This is a genomic window from Sulfitobacter sp. 1A12779 (assembly GCF_043557315.1).
Lineage (GTDB): Bacteria > Pseudomonadota > Alphaproteobacteria > Rhodobacterales > Rhodobacteraceae > Sulfitobacter > Sulfitobacter faviae.
In genome coordinates this window covers 1-14,881 of the sequence record NZ_JBIFFU010000040.1, presented here as the reverse complement: position 1 = coordinate 14,881, position 14,881 = coordinate 1, and the positions used below count along the sequence as shown (strand labels likewise).

The following is a 14,881-nucleotide window of genomic DNA, read 5'->3' as shown; positions in this document are numbered from 1 at the left end:
AGACGGCGTCAGAGCATTCTACAATCAGACCGAACAACGGAAGCTGGGTCTCTAAGCCAATCCCCGCAAGGCTTTTCGGCCCTTCGATATGTGGGGTCTCCGGGCTGCAAAGCCTTGCTACCGTCGCGCCCAGTAGTGACATTCCTGCTTTGCAAACCCAGTGACATTTCTGAATGGTGTTTACAACATATCACCATCCCAGCCCTGTTGTTGCGATTTTCTCGCCACAGTAGCACCGCAATGCCACCTGACGCTGGACAGCGCCAGTTTTGCTCCGTTAACACTATCTAGGTGATTTAATGTGAGTGATTATGGCGTCTGTAGTTATTTTGAACGGCCCGAACCTGAACCTTTTGGGCACGCGGCAGCCTGAGGTCTATGGCAAGACCACCTTGGCGGATGTTGAGGCGCTCTGTGCCGAGGAAACCGCGCGGCTGGGTCTGGAGATGGAGTTTGCGCAGTCGAACCACGAAGGCGCGTTGGTCGATCTAATCCATGCGGCCCGCGGCCAACATGCTGGTATCATTCTGAATGCCGGCGCCTATACCCATACCTCCATCGCGCTGATGGACGCCATCGCCTCTGTCGAACTGCCGGTGGTCGAAGTGCATCTGAGCAATATTCACGCGCGTGAGAGTTTCCGCCACACATCCTATATCGCGCCTGTGGCCCGTGGACAGATCTGCGGCTTTGGCGCTCATGGCTATGTTCTGGCAATCCAAGCCCTTCAACGTCATATCGTAAGCTAATGATTTTGCGCGATTATCTGCATCAGATCGCGCATAGCCCGACAATCGAAGCACTCTGGGATGCCCATACGCGACAGATGGCTGACTATGGGTTCGACCGGCTGATCTACGGCTTTACGCGCTACCGTACACCGACCTCTTTGGGCGACCCGGCGGATTTCGTGATTTTGAGCAATCAAAGCGCGGAATACCTCAACGGCTATCTGCACAGCGGGCTCTACTTCAACGCGCCGATGCTGCGTTGGGCGCTTAACAACGAAGGCGCTTGTAGCTGGGGCACCTTGGCGGAGATCACGCAGCGCGATGGCCTGTCGGAGACCGAAAAACGGGTGATCGACTTCAACGCCAGCATGGATGTGACGGCGGGCTATACGATCAGTTTCCGCTCGATCTCGGCCCGGTCCAAGGGGGCGATCGCGCTAACGGCGCGCCGTGGCCTGTCTCAGGATGAGGTGGATGCGATTTGGGCCACGCATGGCGCGGACATTCAGCTGATGAATGAAATCGCGCATCTGAAAATCCTCTCCCTGCCCTATAGCAGCCCCAACCGCAGCCTCACCCGGCGCCAACTGGAGGTGCTGCAATGGGTCGGAGATGGCAAGACCACGCAGGATATCGCCCTGTTGATGGGTCTGACGGCGCCTACGGTCGAAAAACACCTGCGCCTCGCACGGGAGGCTTTGTCGGTCGAGACGACGGCTCAGGCGGTGCTGAAAGCGGCCTTTGCGAACCAGATGTTTGTGATGGATCCGTAATATATTAGGGTATGGAATACCTTACTGGCACCTCAGGTAGTAGATGGCCATGGTCTGCCAGTATCGCGGGTGTTCGCACCTGCGGTACGACGGGCCTTAAATCCTTGTAATACCAAGGCGCTTTTTGGCTCGCCGGTCTCAGTCAGGTTTATTTTTCGCCTGGCTGACCGGATCCTTCCCCTGCCCCATCCAGAACCTGCCCTGATACTTGGAGCCGTCGTTTTTATCGGCGTCCCTATCGGTGATTGCCCACGAAAAAGGGCGGCGCATCGGAATGCACCGCCCCCTATTCATCATGTCGAGAAGGCTTAGCCTTTCGCGGCTTTCGCCACTTCCGCTGCGAAGTCTTCTTTGACAACTTCGATGCCTTCGCCAACTTCCAGACGCACGAAACCAGTGATGGTCGCGCCCGCTTCTTCAGCGGCCTTGCCGACGGTCAGGTCAGGGTTCACGACGAAGGACTGGTTCACCAGTGTCACTTCGGACATGTACTTCTGCATGCGGCCGGTGATCATTTTCTCGATCACGGCTTCGGGCTTGCCGCTTTCGCGGGCGATGTCCATCTGAACCTGCTTTTCCTTCTCGACCACGGCCGGGTCCAGATCAGCTTCGGAGAGCGACGCGGGGTTCACAGCGGCGATGTGCATCGCGATCTGCTTGCCCAGTTCCTCGTTGCCACCGGTCATGGCGACCAGAACGCCGATCTTGCCCATGCCGGGTGCGGCGGCGTTGTGGACGTAAGAGACGACAGTCTCGCCTTCGATGCTCTGCATGCGGCGCAGAGACATGTTCTCGCCGATTTTGGCGATGGCGTCTGTAAGGGTGGTTTCAACGGATTTGCCGTCGATCTCAGCCGCTTTCAGCGCTTCGACATCGTCCACTTTCAGCGCGGCATCGGCGATGTTGCTGACCATGGATTGGAATTCGGCGTTCTTGCCGACGAAGTCGGTTTCGGAGTTCACCTCAACCGCGACACCGTGACCGCCTTCGACCTTAACGGCCACAAGACCTTCGGCAGCTGTACGGCCGGATTTCTTCGCCGCTTTGGCCAGACCCTTGGTGCGCAGCCAGTCGACAGCGGCTTCCATGTCGCCGTCGTTTTCTGTCAGTGCCTTCTTGGCGTCCATCATGCCTGCGCCGGTGCTGTCGCGCAGTTCCTTGACCATGGATGCTGTGATTGCCATCTCTTGGTTCTCCTTTGGAAATCGGGTGCAGGCCCAAGGCCCGCCTCTGGTGGAAATCGGGGCAGGTTACCCTGCCCCGTGTTTCAGGTCCGTGACGCTTAGCCTTCGGCTTTGGCGACGGTCTCTTTCTTGGATTCGATGTCCAGCGGTGCATCTTTGCCCATGGCATCGTCGTGCAGAGTCTCTTCGGACGCGTTGCCGATTTCGACGCCGGTGCTCTCTTCGCTCACGGCTTCTTCCTCGGGGGCTTCTTCCATGGCGCCCAGATCAACGCCTGCCGCACCCAGCTGAGCCGACATGCCGTCGAGAGCAGCGCGCGATGCCAGATCGCAGTAGAGCGCGATGGCGCGGGCCGCGTCGTCGTTGCCGGGGATGATGTAATCAACACCGTCGGGCGAGCAGTTGGTGTCAACCACGGCCACAACCGGGATGCCCAGCTTGTTGGCTTCTGCGATGGCCAGCGACTCTTTCTTCACGTCGATGACGAAGAGCAGGTCAGGACGGCCGCCCATTTCGCGGATACCACCCAGCGACGCTTCGAGCTTCGCTTGGTCGCGCTCCATGCCAAGACGCTCTTTCTTGGTCAGGCCTTCAAAGCCACGCTCGGACTGTTCGTCGATGTTTTTCAGACGGTTGATCGACTGCGAAACGGTCTGCCAGTTGGTCAGCGTACCGCCGAGCCAACGGTGGTTCATGTAATACTGTGCGCATTTCTCTGCGGCGTCGGCGATCGGCTGAGCGGCCTGACGCTTGGTGCCGACGAAGAGAACGCTGCCGCCCTTGGCGACAGTGTCACGGATCACTTTCAGCGCTTCGTCCAGCATGGGGACGGTCTGTGTGAGATCCATGATGTGGATGCCGTTGCGCGCGCCGTAGATGTACGGGCCCATGCGGGGGTTCCAGCGCTGTGTCTGGTGACCAAAGTGTACGCCTGCTTCGAGCAGTTGGCGCATGGAGAACTCAGGAAGAGCCATGTCTTTATACCTTTCCGGTTTAGCCTCATCGGGGGTATGACAGCCTCATGCTGCCAACCGGCGGACGATCTGGGATTTCTCCCCAAAAGGCCCAACCCCGACTGCGGGTTCAAGTGGGGCGCATATAGGCCAGCGCGCGGCGCAGCGCAAGGGGCTTATTGCAGGCCCGACCCGCCATCACCACCTGTCTGGGCATGGCCCGCGCGCACGATCGCTTCGCAGCGTTGCGCCAGCCCCTTGCGCCCGGTGAATTCCGCCACCGGCAGCGGCGGGTGATAGACCACCTCAACCGCGCCTTGCCGTGCCGCGGCCAGCGTCGTTAGCAGATGCGCGCCAAAGGACATATCCCCCCACCAGCCATAGAACCGCGGATCTTCACCCTGCGGCGCGTGGTAGATCACGCTGACCGGCTGCACCGCGATCTCATCCCGCAAGGCAGGGTCAAAGAAGGCCTCGAACAACGTGGTCTTGAAGGGGAGCACTTGCAGCCCGTCGGTGCTGGTCCCCTCGGGGAAAAACAGCAGCTTATGCCCGGCCAAGAGGCGGGTCCGAAACACTTCCGTCTGGTTGCGCGCCTCGGCCCGGTCGCGGCGGATAAAGACGGTACCCGTCGCCCGCGCCAGCCAGCCGATGCCGGGCCAGCCTGCCACCTCGGATTTGGAGACGAAGTAGATCCGTTTGGCCGCGTTCAGCGCGAAGATATCAAGCCATGAGGTATGGTTGGCCACCACCGCGCCGCGCCGTTCCATCGGGGTGCCGCGGCGGATAAAGCGCATGCCCAGCACCCAGAACGCCGCGCGGCATACCATCTGCGTGATATGGGGGGTAATGGGCCGATGCAGGCCAAAAATCGGCCGCTCGACCAAGCGCAGCAGCAGCAAGACCAGCAGCCCGCCGAAAACCAAAATCGCCAAGGCCGCGCCGCGCAGCATGACCCGCAGCATCCCTGCAAGCGTCAAACGCCGCTCTGGCGGCGGCTGGTCGCTGTCCCAAGTCGTGCTCATGCAGCGCTCCCGTTATAGAACCGCATCTGCCGCGCGCTCATCTGTTTCGTATCAAGGATCAGGCAAACATCCGTGGTGTTGAAGGCGCGGTCGATATAGGCCCCCTCGCCCACGGTCCCGCCCAGCCGAAGGTAGGCTTTGATCAGGCTCGGCACCGCCAGCATGGCCTTGCGCCGGTCCAACTCGGGCTCGGGGATCAGGTCCATGGGCGCGTAATCACGCGCGCGGACCCGCAGTTCGGGCGGTGCCAAATGCCGGTGATGCAAAAGCGAAAGCGGCTCGGCCAAAGCCGCGGTGTCGGTGCCATGAAAGCTCGCCACGCCAAAGAGAACCTCGATCTCATGTTCGGCGACATAGCCTGCAAGCGCGGCCCAAAGGTGGTGCATCGCCGTGCCACCGCGATAGGCGGGGTCAAGGCAAGAGCGCCCCAATTCCAACAGCTTACGCCCCGACTGGACAAGCGGCGCCAGATCGTACTCCGCCGCCGAATAGAAGCCCCCTGCCCGCGCGGCCATATCGCCCCGCATCACCCGGTAGACGCCCGCCAATTTACCGCTGCGCCGGTCGGTCAAAAGCAGATGGTCAAAGTAGGGATCGAACCGGTCCTGCTCCAACCCGGCGGCATGATCGACCATCGGGCCGCCGCCGCCCAACTCGCGCACGAAAACGTCGTAACGCAACCGCTGTGCCGCCTGCACATCGGCCTCCGTCTGCGCCAATCTGACCTGAAAATCTGCTGCTACGCCCCGTGGCATCGGCCAATCCTATGCCCGAAATGAAAGTCTCCGCCTGATAGGCAATCGGCTGCGCGGGCGCAACAGTTGCGGGGAAAGCGGAAATCGGTTACTCTCCCTATGGTTGCTTTAAGAAAATTTTCTTCCACCATTAAGGATTTGGAAAGGGTCATCCCTCATCAAAGACCGGCATTAATTCTAAACGAAAGCTATCTATGACCACTTTGCCTTGGTCACGAAAGTTGACCGTCACTTTGCCGCCGATATTGCTTTGCACCTGTCCCGTGCCCCATTCGGGATGCTGCGGATGCATCACCAACATGCCCGGCGTCAGCAGCGCGTTCAGATCATCCATGCCATTTCCAATCATTCCGAGGGGCCACCATGGGCCAGCTTAACATTGACCTGCCCACCCTGATCGGCAGCCGCATTTGCCACGACTTGATATCGCCAATCGGGGCCATCAACAACGGGCTAGAATTGCTTCAGATGGCGGGTACCGGGGCCGCCCCGGGGCCTGAGCTTGCCTTGATCGGTCAAAGCGTCGAAAGCGCCTCGGCCCGGATCCGCTTTTTCCGCATCGCCTTTGGGGCAGCGGGCGATCAGACCATGGGCCAGAACGAGGTGACTTCGATCCTACGTGATCTCTATGCCGCCTCGCGGGTTGAGGTTGATTGGCAGGTTACAAGCCCCCAATCGCGCAACAGCGTGCGGATGGCCTTCCTCGCGCTGCTCTGTATCGAAACGGCCCTGCACCACGGCGGGCGGATCACCATCGCCGAAGGGGCAGGCCATTGGTCCCTACAGGCCGAGGCTGACAAAATCGCGATAAACCCTGAACTTTGGGAGCTGCTGACACAGCCCGGGCCGGACAGGCCGCTACAGCCCGCGCAGGTTCAATTCGCGGTTTTGCCAATGCTGGCCGAAGCACAGGGGAAAGAAATCACGCTCGACAGCGGCGAAACGGCACTCACCTTGTCTTTCTGACGGTCAGCCGCGCACAGTCCCCTCGCCACGCACGAGGTATTTGAAGCTCGTCAACTGCGCCGCGCCAACGGGGCCGCGGGCATGAAGCTTGCCCGTGGCGATACCGATCTCTGCGCCCATGCCGAACTCTCCCCCATCCGCGAATTGGGTCGAGGCGTTATGCATCAGGATCGCCGAATCCAGCCCGTTAAAGAACGCCGCGGCGGTCTCCGCATTCTCGGTCAGGATGCAATCGGTATGCCCCGATCCATACTCGCGAATATGCGCCATCGCAGCGTCCAGATCGGGGACGACCCGCGCCGCGACGATCATATCGAGGTATTCTTGCCCCCAATCCGCATCGTTGGCCGGGACCGTGCCGGGGACATCCTGCAAGGCCGCATCGGCGCGCACTTCGACGCCTGCGTCAATCAACGCTCGGATCACGCCGTTGCCAATGGTCTTGGCGACATCCTCATGGATCAAAAGACATTCCGCCGCACCGCATATGCCCGTCCGCCGTGTCTTGGCGTTCAGCACGACCTTCAGCGCTTTTTCGGGATCCGCCTCAGCGTCGATATAGATGTGCACGATGCCTTCCAGATGGGCGAAGACCGGCACCCGCGCCTCACGCTGGACCAAGCCGACAAGCCCCTTGCCGCCGCGCGGCACGATCACGTCGATGGTATCCGTCATCGTCAGCATCTCACGCACCGCCGCCCGGTCGCGCGTCGGGACCAATTGCACCGCGTCTTCCGGCATGCCCGCATCTCGCAGCCCTTGTTGCAGGCAGGCGTGAATGGCGCGCGATGAATGAAAGCTTTCCGACCCGCCGCGCAGGATCACCGCATTGCCCGCTTTGAGACAAAGCGCGCCCGCATCCGCCGTCACATTGGGCCGCGATTCATAGATCACGCCGATCACGCCGAGCGGCGTGCGCACACGCTGGATGTTCAGGCCCGAGGGCTGGTCCCATTCAGCGATCACCTCACCCACCGGATCGACCTGTTCCGCGACCGACCGCAGCCCGTCGACCATGCCGCGAATACGCTCTTCGTTCAGCATCAGCCGGTCCATCATGGCATCCGACAGCCCCTTGTCGCGGCCAAAGGCGAGGTCCTGCTCATTGGCGGCGATGATCTCAGCCCGGTTTTTCCAGACCGCATCGGCCGCGCTGATCAGGGCCGCGTGTTTCCGCTCGGCTGTGGCAGTCGCCAGTTGCGCCGCCGCTGCACGGGCGCGGGCGCCGATATCGGCCATCAGTTCAGAGATATTCTCGATGTCGTTCATAGCCTTATGCCCCTGTCTTCATCTTCTCTTAGAGCGCCATATCGTCGCGATGGATCAAAGCCGCCCGCCCGGGATAGCCCAAAAGCGCCTCGATCTCCGCGCTCTTGTGGCCTTTGATCTGCCCGATCTCCTCCGCCGAATAGCGGCTGAGACCGTGGCCCACCGCGTGACCGGCGGGGTCATACATGGCGATGCTATCGCCCCGCTCAAAACGCCCCTCAACGGCGGTCACCCCGGCCGGCAAGAGAGACGTGCCCCGCGCCAATGCCGCCACGGCTCCGGCGTCCAAGGTCACCGCCCCGCGCGGCTTCATCGCGGCAATCCAGCGCTTGCGCGCGGCCTTTGGATCACTCTGCGCGCTGAACCAAGTGGCATTCGCCCCACTTTCAAGCGCGGTGAGCGGGCGCATGACGAACCCATCGGTGATCGCCATCGCACAGCCCGCCGTTGTCGCCGTGCGCGCGGCCATCAGCTTGGTTTTCATGCCACCTTTGGACAGGCCCGACCCGGCATCCCCGGCCATCGCCTCGATCTCGGGCGTGATGCTCTCGATCACATCATAGCGCTTCGCGGTGGGGTCCTGCGAGGGGTTGGCACTGTAGAAACCATCCACATCGGAGAGCAAAATCAACTGATCCGCGCCCACCGTCACCGCAATCTGCGCAGCGAGACGGTCGTTGTCGCCAAAGCGGATTTCGTCGGTCGCGATCGTGTCATTCTCATTCACGATGGGCACGACCCCGAGCGAGAGCAACTGCTCCAAGGTCGCGCGGCTGTTGAGGTAGCGCCGGCGGTTGGCGCTGTCCTCCAACGTCACCAGCACCTGCGCCGTGGTGATCCCATGGGGAGCCAGCACCTCTTCATAGGCCCGGGCAAGGCGGATTTGCCCCACCGCCGCGGCGGCCTGCGCCTGTTCCAGCGCCAAGACGGTCGGCGGGAGGCCAAGAACACCCCGGCCAAGTGCGATGGAGCCCGAAGACACCAGCACAACATCGCAGCCTAAGCCCTTGAGCCACAATACATCTTGCGCCAATCCAGTCAGCCAGTCCCGGCGCAGATTGCCGCTATCGCGGTCCACCAGAAGGGCGGAGCCGATCTTGATGACGATGCGGCGGGCGGTGCTTAGGGTTGCCAAGGCGTCTCTTCCTCGGTGCTGCGGAACCGCAGGCGATCTTCGTCAATGTTCTGGCGCAGGGTGCGCAATACTTCCGTCACGCCTTCGCCAGCCACACTGGACATCATCATGACGCTGCCGCCGGACGCTTTTTCCAACTCTTTCAAGGGACTTGCGCGCTCTTCCTCATCCAGTGCATCAACTTTGTTCAACACAGTGACGCGCGGCTTTTCCGCCAGATCGCCGCCATAGGCTTCCAGCTCTCCAATGATGGTATGGTAATCCTCCGCCACGGTTTCGGAAGTCCCATCGATGAGGTGCAACAACACCGCACAACGCTCGACGTGGCCAAGGAAAAGATCGCCCAGACCCCGCCCTTCGGAGGCGCCTTCGATGAGGCCGGGAATATCCGCCACGACGAATTCGGTGTTATCGACACCGACCACGCCAAGGTTTGGGTGCAACGTGGTGAATGGGTAATCGGCGATCTTGGGCCGCGCGTTCGACGTGCTCGCAAGGAAGGTCGACTTGCCCGCGTTGGGCAGGCCCAGCAAGCCGACGTCGGCGATCAGCTTGAGCCGCAGCCAAAGCGTCCGCTCAACCCCTTCCTGCCCGGGGTTCGAGCGGCGGGGGGCTTGGTTGGTCGCGGATTTGAAATGCAGGTTGCCCCAGCCGCCATTGCCGCCGCGCGCAAGCTGCACGCGCTGGCCCAGCTCGGTCAGGTCGGCGATGACAGTTTCCTGATCCTCGTCGAGGATCTCCGTGCCCACGGGCACCCGCAGGATGATATCCTCACCGTCCTTACCGGTGCGCTGTTTGCCCATGCCGGGCTGGCCGTTCTTGGCAAAGAAGTGTTGCTGATAGCGAAAGTCGATCAGCGTGTTCAGCCCATCGACCGCCTCGGCCCAGACCGAGCCGCCGGTGCCGCCATCGCCGCCGTCCGGGCCGCCATATTCGATGTATTTCTCACGCCGGAACGACACACAGCCGCCGCCCCCGGCGCCGGATCGGATGTAGACTTTGCACAGGTCGAGAAACTTCATGGTCTTGCCTTTCAGGCACGGGAAACGGAGCTACAGCTTGCGGCTATAGGTCCATGTGGGTACGGCAGCATCGCGGGCCAAGCAATAGGTTTCCGCGTCGCCGAGATAGACAAAGCCCGCATTGGTCAGCACCTTGGCCGAGGCCGGGTTGTCATGGAAAACAGAGGCAAAAAGCGCGTCGTTGCCCAAGGGGTTGGCGTTTACCAAAGCCTGCACCGCGTCAGAGGCAAGATGCGTGTTCCAGAACGCCGGTGCCACCCAATAGCCGATTTCGGATTGGTTGCGGTCCAGCCGGGTGAGGGAGATCACGCCCATCACTTCGGAACTGTCCGCCCGGGTGCCATCCATGACCCAGACGTCTTCTTCACGGTCATCGGACATGGCGCGGGTGACATAGGCTTCGACACTGCCGGGCGGCAGCGGATGCGGGATCGAGGATGTGGCATTGGCGACCCGCGGGTCGCTGGCATACATCTCAATCATACCCATGTCGGACCGGCGCACCGGGCGCAGGTCAAACCGCTCTGTCTCAATAAGGGGTTGGTTCACAATCGCTTCCAACTGCATCGTCATGTTCCTCCTCCGAACAGACTGGATTGGGGGCCTTTGGCCAGACGGGCCGCCCCTGCCCCGATCGCGCGTAACCCGCGCGCCGAAGCGCTGACACATTCGACATATTCCTCCCTGCCGAATGTAACTACTTTATCAAAATTCAGCCGCGGTCCGCAAAGAGCGGAGAAACGGCCCGGCAGGCCAATGGGCCCTGAACTGGAAAACAAAAACATTGGGGGTCTTTCCGAAAAAGAAAAAGGGACCGGCGGTATCGCCGATCCCTGATTTTTTCAAACCCTTTGGGGTACGGCTTATTCAGCGGCCTCCGCGCGTGGCAAAACCGAAATGAACGTGCGGTTTTTCAGACCCTTGTGGAAGGTCACAGCGCCGTCGACGGTTGCAAAGATCGTGTGATCCTTGCCCATGCCAACGCCTTCGGCAGGCCAAAACTTGGTGCCGCGCTGACGCACGATGATGTTGCCGGGGATGACGGCTTCGCCGCCGTATTTTTTCACGCCAAGGCGACGACCAGCTGAGTCGCGCCCGTTACGGGATGAACCGCCTGCTTTTTTATGTGCCATCTCGGTCTCTCCTTAGCCTTTGGTCTTTTCTTTGGCCTGTTCGACCCAGCCTTCACGCTGGATACGGCCTTTGAAAGACAGTTTCTCGTCAACTTCAGCGATATCCGCTTCGGTCCATGCTGCGATTTGAGCGAAGGAGGTGATGCCCGCTTCGTGCAGCTTTTTCTCAAGTGCGGGGCCAACGCCGCTCAGCGCCTTCAGGTCGTCCGCGCCGGCTTCCGACATCTGGTCGGCTTTCTCGGCTTTCGGAGCGGCCTTGGTGGCTTTCGCTTTCTTGGCCTTCTTGATCTGCGCAGCCTCATCGGTCTTGCCGGTGATGGCAGCCACGGCGGCGGCGCTTACGGAACCGGTGCCGACAGCTTCGGATACGCCCGACTTCTCTGCGCCGGAGGCGAGGATGTCGGTGATCTTGACCAGCGTCAGCTTCTGACGGTGACCCTTGGTGCGCTTGGAAGAGTGCTTCCGGCGGCGCTTGACGAAGTTGACGACCTTTTCGCCTTTGATCTGATCGACGACTTCGGCCTGAACGCCTGCGTCTTTGACCGTGGGCGCGCCGAGCACGGGGCTGTCGCCGCCCAGCATCAGAACTTCGTTGAACTGGACTGTTTCGCCAGCATTGGCCGCAATACGTTCAACGCGCAGCATATCGCCTGCTTGAACCTTGTATTGCTTGCCGCCTGTCTTGATGACCGCAAACATGCGTCTTCCTTTTCTGTCATCCGCGTTCTGTGGCCCCCGCTTGGGAGTTTGTGGATGGCTTTCCGGCCGATCCGCCTCGAACAGCGCGCCCATGGGGCGTCATTAAAAAACAATCCCGAAAACGGATTACCCGCCGGGATGCGGGCTTATCTTCGGAATAGCGGGGCAAGTCAAGTAGGTTTTCTTGGCCCTGCCCCCTGGGCCTGTCAGAGGCTTTCGGCCACCATGTTCAGCGCCAATGCGCGCCCCAGCCCGTAGGAGATATCCTCATAGGCCCGACCGAATCCGTCGAAAAGCCCGCGATTGAGCGCCCGGCCCGCTGGTGTCTCGGCGAAGGCCGCATATTGCGCGATCTCGGCGTTGTTCAAAGGGTGATAGGCCAGCAGCATATAGGCGTGCAACCAGACGGAGGTGTCTTCGGTCACCGCATCCAGATCGGCGCCGACATCGGCCAAGAGGTCTTCGTCACTGTCCTCCAACGCACCGCCATCGCGCATGCCGCGGAGGAATTGGAAATTGCTGTTGAGTGCCGTGCCAACATTGCGGTCGATCATATCGGAAGCGTCGATCAACCGGCGGATCAAAGCCACCCGGGGATCACCGTCCCCCGCCAGCACCCCATAGTTCGCCCGCGCGATCTGCTCAATCTCAGGCTCGGCGATGGCGGCGCGGGCGGCATTCTCCAGCCCGACAATCCGGCGCCCCAGTTCGGTGGAATAGAAGGTGATCGTCTTTTCGACCTCCTCCGCCGTCATCGTCTCTTCCAAGGCGCGGCGGACCATTTCGACCATACGCTCGGGATCGTGGATGCTTTCGACCTGCATCTGCCAGGCTGGGCCGCCCTGCCCGCCCAGCATGTCTTGGTTCAGCACCTCCGCATGGGCCTGCCCTTCGTCGCTGAGGATCACCGCCGCTTGGCGAAGTTCCAACAAGTCGACCAGCACGGTCATCCGCGCATCGGCCCAAGCGGGCAGCGCCAGAAGCCACAAAAGCGGCGCGAAAACCCAAGCCCGCATCAGATGTCCTGACTGGGCTGCATGGCCGCAAGCCGCGCGGCCACGGCCTCGAACCGGTTGGCCATGATCTCATATTGAACGGCGTTCATCAGCGTGTAGACTTGCTGCATCTTGGGATGCTCCAACGCCTCGGCATAGGCGGCAAGGTCTTCGTCCGAGAAGGATTGATAGGTATAGGCGGCGTTGGCCAATGCGTTGGCGGCGATCTGCGCGCCCAACTCATCCGCCTGCGCCCGCATCGCCTCGCGCAGGTCCGGCTCTTCCATCTGCAATTCGATCACCCCGGCCGCCGCGGCGGCCAGAAGGAAACGAATCTGCACCTCTTGAATGGCCCGGACCGAGATTTCCTCGACATCGCTGGCCACGTTCAAGCGCCGCAGGGTCTCCAACCGGGGGGAGCCGATCCGCTCAAGCCCCGCGATGATGGCGGCACCGCTCTCGGCCTTCAGCCCGTCATCCTCAGCCATATGCGCCTTATTCTCGACCGCCACCAAACGCTGGCCCAAATCGGAGGCATAGAACCCGGCGGCATGATCCAACAGGTCATCGCTGAGCGTCTCGGCAAGGATATCCATCGCCATGTCGTGCATCAACTCGGTGTCAAAGACATCGCGCACCAGCCGCGACCACTCCGAGCCGAAATCCTCGCTTTGCAGCCCCAACATTTCAGGCGCAGAATCGGCGGACAGGCGAATGCTCTCCAACGCCACGTCAAAGCCGGTCACCTCCAAAAACCGCTCCAACGCGCCGCGATCCGCCGCCCGCAACGGCAGGGCAAGCGCGACGAGCAGCATCAACGCCATGACAAAGGGGGCTGCAATCATTCGGTTTTGGCGAAACATGGGCGGTCCTTTCGCAGAATTCTGCCTTTAAACTTAGGCTCTACCAGCCTCGGCGCAATGAAAATCCCCAAACTTTCAATTGATGCGCAAAACCCCTCTTGCCACTGCTGGAAAAGGCGACTAAACGGACCCCCCAGACCCCCGCGGAGAGGTGCCGGAGTGGTCGAACGGGGCGGTCTCGAAAACCGTTGAGCCTTCACGGGTTCCCAGGGTTCGAATCCCTGTCTCTCCGCCACTATCCCCCTGATAAGATTGAATTGTTTCGAAATATCAGGGTGTGGTGCGTATTCCTCTATGCGCCGTTAGATCAAGCAAAGGTGTCATACTATGACCCCTTTTTGCGCTTCTGACGATGCCGACTATGCCCCATTTGTCAGGTCTATGCTCCTGTCCAAACCATATGGGCCGTGCTTGTTGTCTTGGGCATTCCTTTCCACAGCAAGAAAAGAGGGACCTTGCTGGCGCAAGATCCCCCCGATGTCTCAGCTCGATGCTCTCTTTACCGAAAACCGTTGTCTCCGTCTGAGCGCACATGGTCCTGCTGCTGTTGAGAAAGATAGCGAAGATAGTATCGCTCTGTCGTTTTGACCGAGTCATGACCAATGTATTTCTGAACCCTGTAAACCGACCACCCTTCGCGCAGCCGATCGATCGCAAACCTGTGGCGCAGATCATGAAGGCGCGCGCCAAAATCCGTTTCCTGCCCATACTCCCAGAAAAGGTTAGAGGGGTCCTGATAGAACCCATGTTCTGTTTTGTTCCAAAACACGTATGCCGATGCGTTCGAACGGGGAACCTTCAACAGGATGTCAATTGCCTCCTGTGTGAGCTCGATGGTTCGAACTTTTCCACCCTTCGTAAAGAGCAAGGTCGCGAGCACATTCCCCTCGAACGGCTTTTCTAAGCCAACGATGTCTCGCCATTGCAGCAGCGCCATCTCGGTCACCCGTCCGCCAGTGGCACAAAGGAAGCTCGGGAAATGCGCCAACGTGCCGGGCGCGCGCTCCGACAGCTTCGCAATCGCTTCATCTGTGGGAATCTCGATGTCAGGGAGCACTTCTTTCATCCCTTGTTTCTCGAATGCACTGACTGGGTTCGCATCAACCCAGCCATCATTCTTGATCGCTCTCATCAGCTGACCGAAAGCTGTCAGATCACGATTGATCGTGGCTACAGATACTTGCTCATCCCGACGTCGAGCTACGAACTCGGAAACGATTGAGACATCAACTTCAGATGCCGAGATGCTGCGGATGTCACGATCGAGATCTGTAAAGATTTTATCCAGAACCCGAAGGATTGTAAGCGGTGCGCTGGTCACACGGGTTTGGCGTAATTCCAAGGCAGCAGTTCGTTGATGTCGGTTTGTTTGTGTCCT

Annotated in this window: 17 protein-coding genes and 1 tRNA gene; 4 read left to right on the top strand and 14 right to left on the bottom strand. The window is 60.4% G+C overall.

From position 1 onward, the window contains the following. Positions 1–311: 311 nt before the first annotated feature. Positions 312–749 (top strand): type II 3-dehydroquinate dehydratase, encoded by a 438-nt coding sequence (gene aroQ / locus ACGYLQ_RS19915; RefSeq protein WP_394444515.1) that lies wholly within the window; start codon positions 312–314, stop codon positions 747–749. Then, positions 749–1,504 carry a LuxR family transcriptional regulator gene (locus tag ACGYLQ_RS19910; protein WP_271691298.1) on the top strand — a complete coding sequence of 252 codons (756 nt, stop codon included), beginning with the start codon at positions 749–751 and terminating at the stop codon, positions 1,502–1,504. Before aroQ ends, ACGYLQ_RS19910 begins: the two co-directional genes overlap by 1 nt. A gap of 308 nt (positions 1,505–1,812) precedes the next feature. Here the strand turns inward: ACGYLQ_RS19910 and tsf are convergent, their stop codons facing one another. The 5 genes from tsf to ACGYLQ_RS19885 all read right to left on the bottom strand — a co-directional run bounded on the left by tsf (position 1,813) and on the right by ACGYLQ_RS19885 (position 5,755). Continuing rightward, positions 1,813–2,688 (bottom strand): translation elongation factor Ts, encoded by an 876-nt coding sequence (tsf, locus tag ACGYLQ_RS19905; protein WP_067262078.1) that lies wholly within the window; start codon positions 2,686–2,688, stop codon positions 1,813–1,815. A gap of 98 nt (positions 2,689–2,786) precedes the next feature. Next, complete coding sequence (gene rpsB, locus ACGYLQ_RS19900) at positions 2,787–3,662, bottom strand: 30S ribosomal protein S2 (RefSeq protein ID WP_067262080.1); 876 nt, start codon at positions 3,660–3,662, stop codon at positions 2,787–2,789. Positions 3,663–3,817: 155 nt separating this feature from the next. After that, on the bottom strand, positions 3,818–4,666 hold the full coding sequence (locus tag ACGYLQ_RS19895) for a lysophospholipid acyltransferase family protein (protein ID WP_394444513.1): 849 nt from the start codon (positions 4,664–4,666) through the stop codon (positions 3,818–3,820). Continuing rightward, the gene (locus ACGYLQ_RS19890) at positions 4,663–5,421 is read right to left on the bottom strand and encodes a GNAT family N-acetyltransferase (protein WP_394444511.1); all 759 of its coding nucleotides are present in this window, start codon (positions 5,419–5,421) and stop codon (positions 4,663–4,665) included. Before ACGYLQ_RS19890 ends, ACGYLQ_RS19895 begins: the two co-directional genes overlap by 4 nt. Positions 5,422–5,569: 148 nt before the next feature. Continuing rightward, on the bottom strand, positions 5,570–5,755 hold the full coding sequence (locus ACGYLQ_RS19885) for a DUF3553 domain-containing protein (RefSeq protein WP_067262087.1): 186 nt from the start codon (positions 5,753–5,755) through the stop codon (positions 5,570–5,572). Positions 5,756–5,784: 29 nt separating this feature from the next. On the opposite strand from ACGYLQ_RS19885, the gene ACGYLQ_RS19880 reads away from it, so the two are divergent. Further along, the gene (locus ACGYLQ_RS19880; RefSeq protein WP_394444509.1) at positions 5,785–6,387 is read left to right on the top strand and encodes a histidine phosphotransferase family protein; all 603 of its coding nucleotides are present in this window, start codon (positions 5,785–5,787) and stop codon (positions 6,385–6,387) included. Between the two features lie 3 nt (positions 6,388–6,390). Here ACGYLQ_RS19880 and ACGYLQ_RS19875 read toward each other — a convergent pair whose 3' ends face one another. From ACGYLQ_RS19875 to ACGYLQ_RS19840, 8 genes are all read right to left on the bottom strand, one after another. Continuing rightward, positions 6,391–7,656, bottom strand: a complete 1,266-nt coding sequence (locus ACGYLQ_RS19875; protein ID WP_394444507.1) for a glutamate-5-semialdehyde dehydrogenase — start codon at positions 7,654–7,656, stop codon at positions 6,391–6,393. Positions 7,657–7,684: 28 nt separating this feature from the next. Then, positions 7,685–8,791 (bottom strand): glutamate 5-kinase, encoded by a 1,107-nt coding sequence (gene proB, locus ACGYLQ_RS19870; RefSeq protein WP_394444506.1) that lies wholly within the window; start codon positions 8,789–8,791, stop codon positions 7,685–7,687. After that, positions 8,779–9,813 (bottom strand): GTPase ObgE, encoded by a 1,035-nt coding sequence (gene obgE, locus ACGYLQ_RS19865; RefSeq protein WP_394444504.1) that lies wholly within the window; start codon positions 9,811–9,813, stop codon positions 8,779–8,781. Before obgE ends, proB begins: the two co-directional genes overlap by 13 nt. 30 nt (positions 9,814–9,843) lie before the next feature. Next, the gene (locus ACGYLQ_RS19860; protein WP_067262104.1) at positions 9,844–10,380 is read right to left on the bottom strand and encodes a GNAT family N-acetyltransferase; all 537 of its coding nucleotides are present in this window, start codon (positions 10,378–10,380) and stop codon (positions 9,844–9,846) included. A gap of 296 nt (positions 10,381–10,676) precedes the next feature. After that, on the bottom strand, positions 10,677–10,946 hold the full coding sequence (gene rpmA, locus ACGYLQ_RS19855; protein ID WP_067262095.1) for a 50S ribosomal protein L27: 270 nt from the start codon (positions 10,944–10,946) through the stop codon (positions 10,677–10,679). 12 nt (positions 10,947–10,958) lie between these two features. Then, positions 10,959–11,645, bottom strand: coding sequence for a 50S ribosomal protein L21 (locus tag ACGYLQ_RS19850; protein WP_394444502.1), 687 nt, complete (start codon positions 11,643–11,645; stop codon positions 10,959–10,961). A gap of 206 nt (positions 11,646–11,851) precedes the next feature. Next, on the bottom strand, positions 11,852–12,661 hold the full coding sequence (locus ACGYLQ_RS19845) for a DUF2059 domain-containing protein (protein WP_394444500.1): 810 nt from the start codon (positions 12,659–12,661) through the stop codon (positions 11,852–11,854). Next, positions 12,661–13,503, bottom strand: coding sequence for a DUF2059 domain-containing protein (locus ACGYLQ_RS19840; protein ID WP_394407726.1), 843 nt, complete (start codon positions 13,501–13,503; stop codon positions 12,661–12,663). Before ACGYLQ_RS19840 ends, ACGYLQ_RS19845 begins: the two co-directional genes overlap by 1 nt. A gap of 145 nt (positions 13,504–13,648) precedes the next feature. Between ACGYLQ_RS19840 and ACGYLQ_RS19835 the strand changes: the two genes are divergently transcribed. After that, a tRNA-Ser gene (locus tag ACGYLQ_RS19835) sits at positions 13,649–13,738 on the top strand. A gap of 264 nt (positions 13,739–14,002) precedes the next feature. Here the strand turns inward: ACGYLQ_RS19835 and ACGYLQ_RS19830 are convergent. Further along, a partial coding sequence (locus ACGYLQ_RS19830; protein WP_394444498.1) for a tyrosine-type recombinase/integrase occupies positions 14,003–14,881 on the bottom strand: 879 nt, incomplete at its 5' end.

Coding starts and splice junctions, on each gene's coding strand:
- aroQ (WP_394444515.1), top strand. CDS start 312: ATGGCGTCTGTAGTTATTTTGAACGGCCCGAACCTGAACCTTTTGGGC.
- ACGYLQ_RS19910 (WP_271691298.1), top strand. CDS start 749: ATGATTTTGCGCGATTATCTGCATCAGATCGCGCATAGCCCGACAATC.
- tsf (WP_067262078.1), bottom strand. CDS start 2,688: ATGGCAATCACAGCATCCATGGTCAAGGAACTGCGCGACAGCACCGGC.
- rpsB (WP_067262080.1), bottom strand. CDS start 3,662: ATGGCTCTTCCTGAGTTCTCCATGCGCCAACTGCTCGAAGCAGGCGTA.
- ACGYLQ_RS19895 (WP_394444513.1), bottom strand. CDS start 4,666: ATGAGCACGACTTGGGACAGCGACCAGCCGCCGCCAGAGCGGCGTTTG.
- ACGYLQ_RS19890 (WP_394444511.1), bottom strand. CDS start 5,421: ATGCCACGGGGCGTAGCAGCAGATTTTCAGGTCAGATTGGCGCAGACG.
- ACGYLQ_RS19885 (WP_067262087.1), bottom strand. CDS start 5,755: ATGGATGATCTGAACGCGCTGCTGACGCCGGGCATGTTGGTGATGCAT.
- ACGYLQ_RS19880 (WP_394444509.1), top strand. CDS start 5,785: ATGGGCCAGCTTAACATTGACCTGCCCACCCTGATCGGCAGCCGCATT.
- ACGYLQ_RS19875 (WP_394444507.1), bottom strand. CDS start 7,656: ATGAACGACATCGAGAATATCTCTGAACTGATGGCCGATATCGGCGCC.
- obgE (WP_394444504.1), bottom strand. CDS start 9,813: ATGAAGTTTCTCGACCTGTGCAAAGTCTACATCCGATCCGGCGCCGGG.
- ACGYLQ_RS19860 (WP_067262104.1), bottom strand. CDS start 10,380: ATGCAGTTGGAAGCGATTGTGAACCAACCCCTTATTGAGACAGAGCGG.
- rpmA (WP_067262095.1), bottom strand. CDS start 10,946: ATGGCACATAAAAAAGCAGGCGGTTCATCCCGTAACGGGCGCGACTCA.
- ACGYLQ_RS19850 (WP_394444502.1), bottom strand. CDS start 11,645: ATGTTTGCGGTCATCAAGACAGGCGGCAAGCAATACAAGGTTCAAGCA.
- ACGYLQ_RS19845 (WP_394444500.1), bottom strand. CDS start 12,661: ATGCGGGCTTGGGTTTTCGCGCCGCTTTTGTGGCTTCTGGCGCTGCCC.
- ACGYLQ_RS19840 (WP_394407726.1), bottom strand. CDS start 13,503: ATGTTTCGCCAAAACCGAATGATTGCAGCCCCCTTTGTCATGGCGTTG.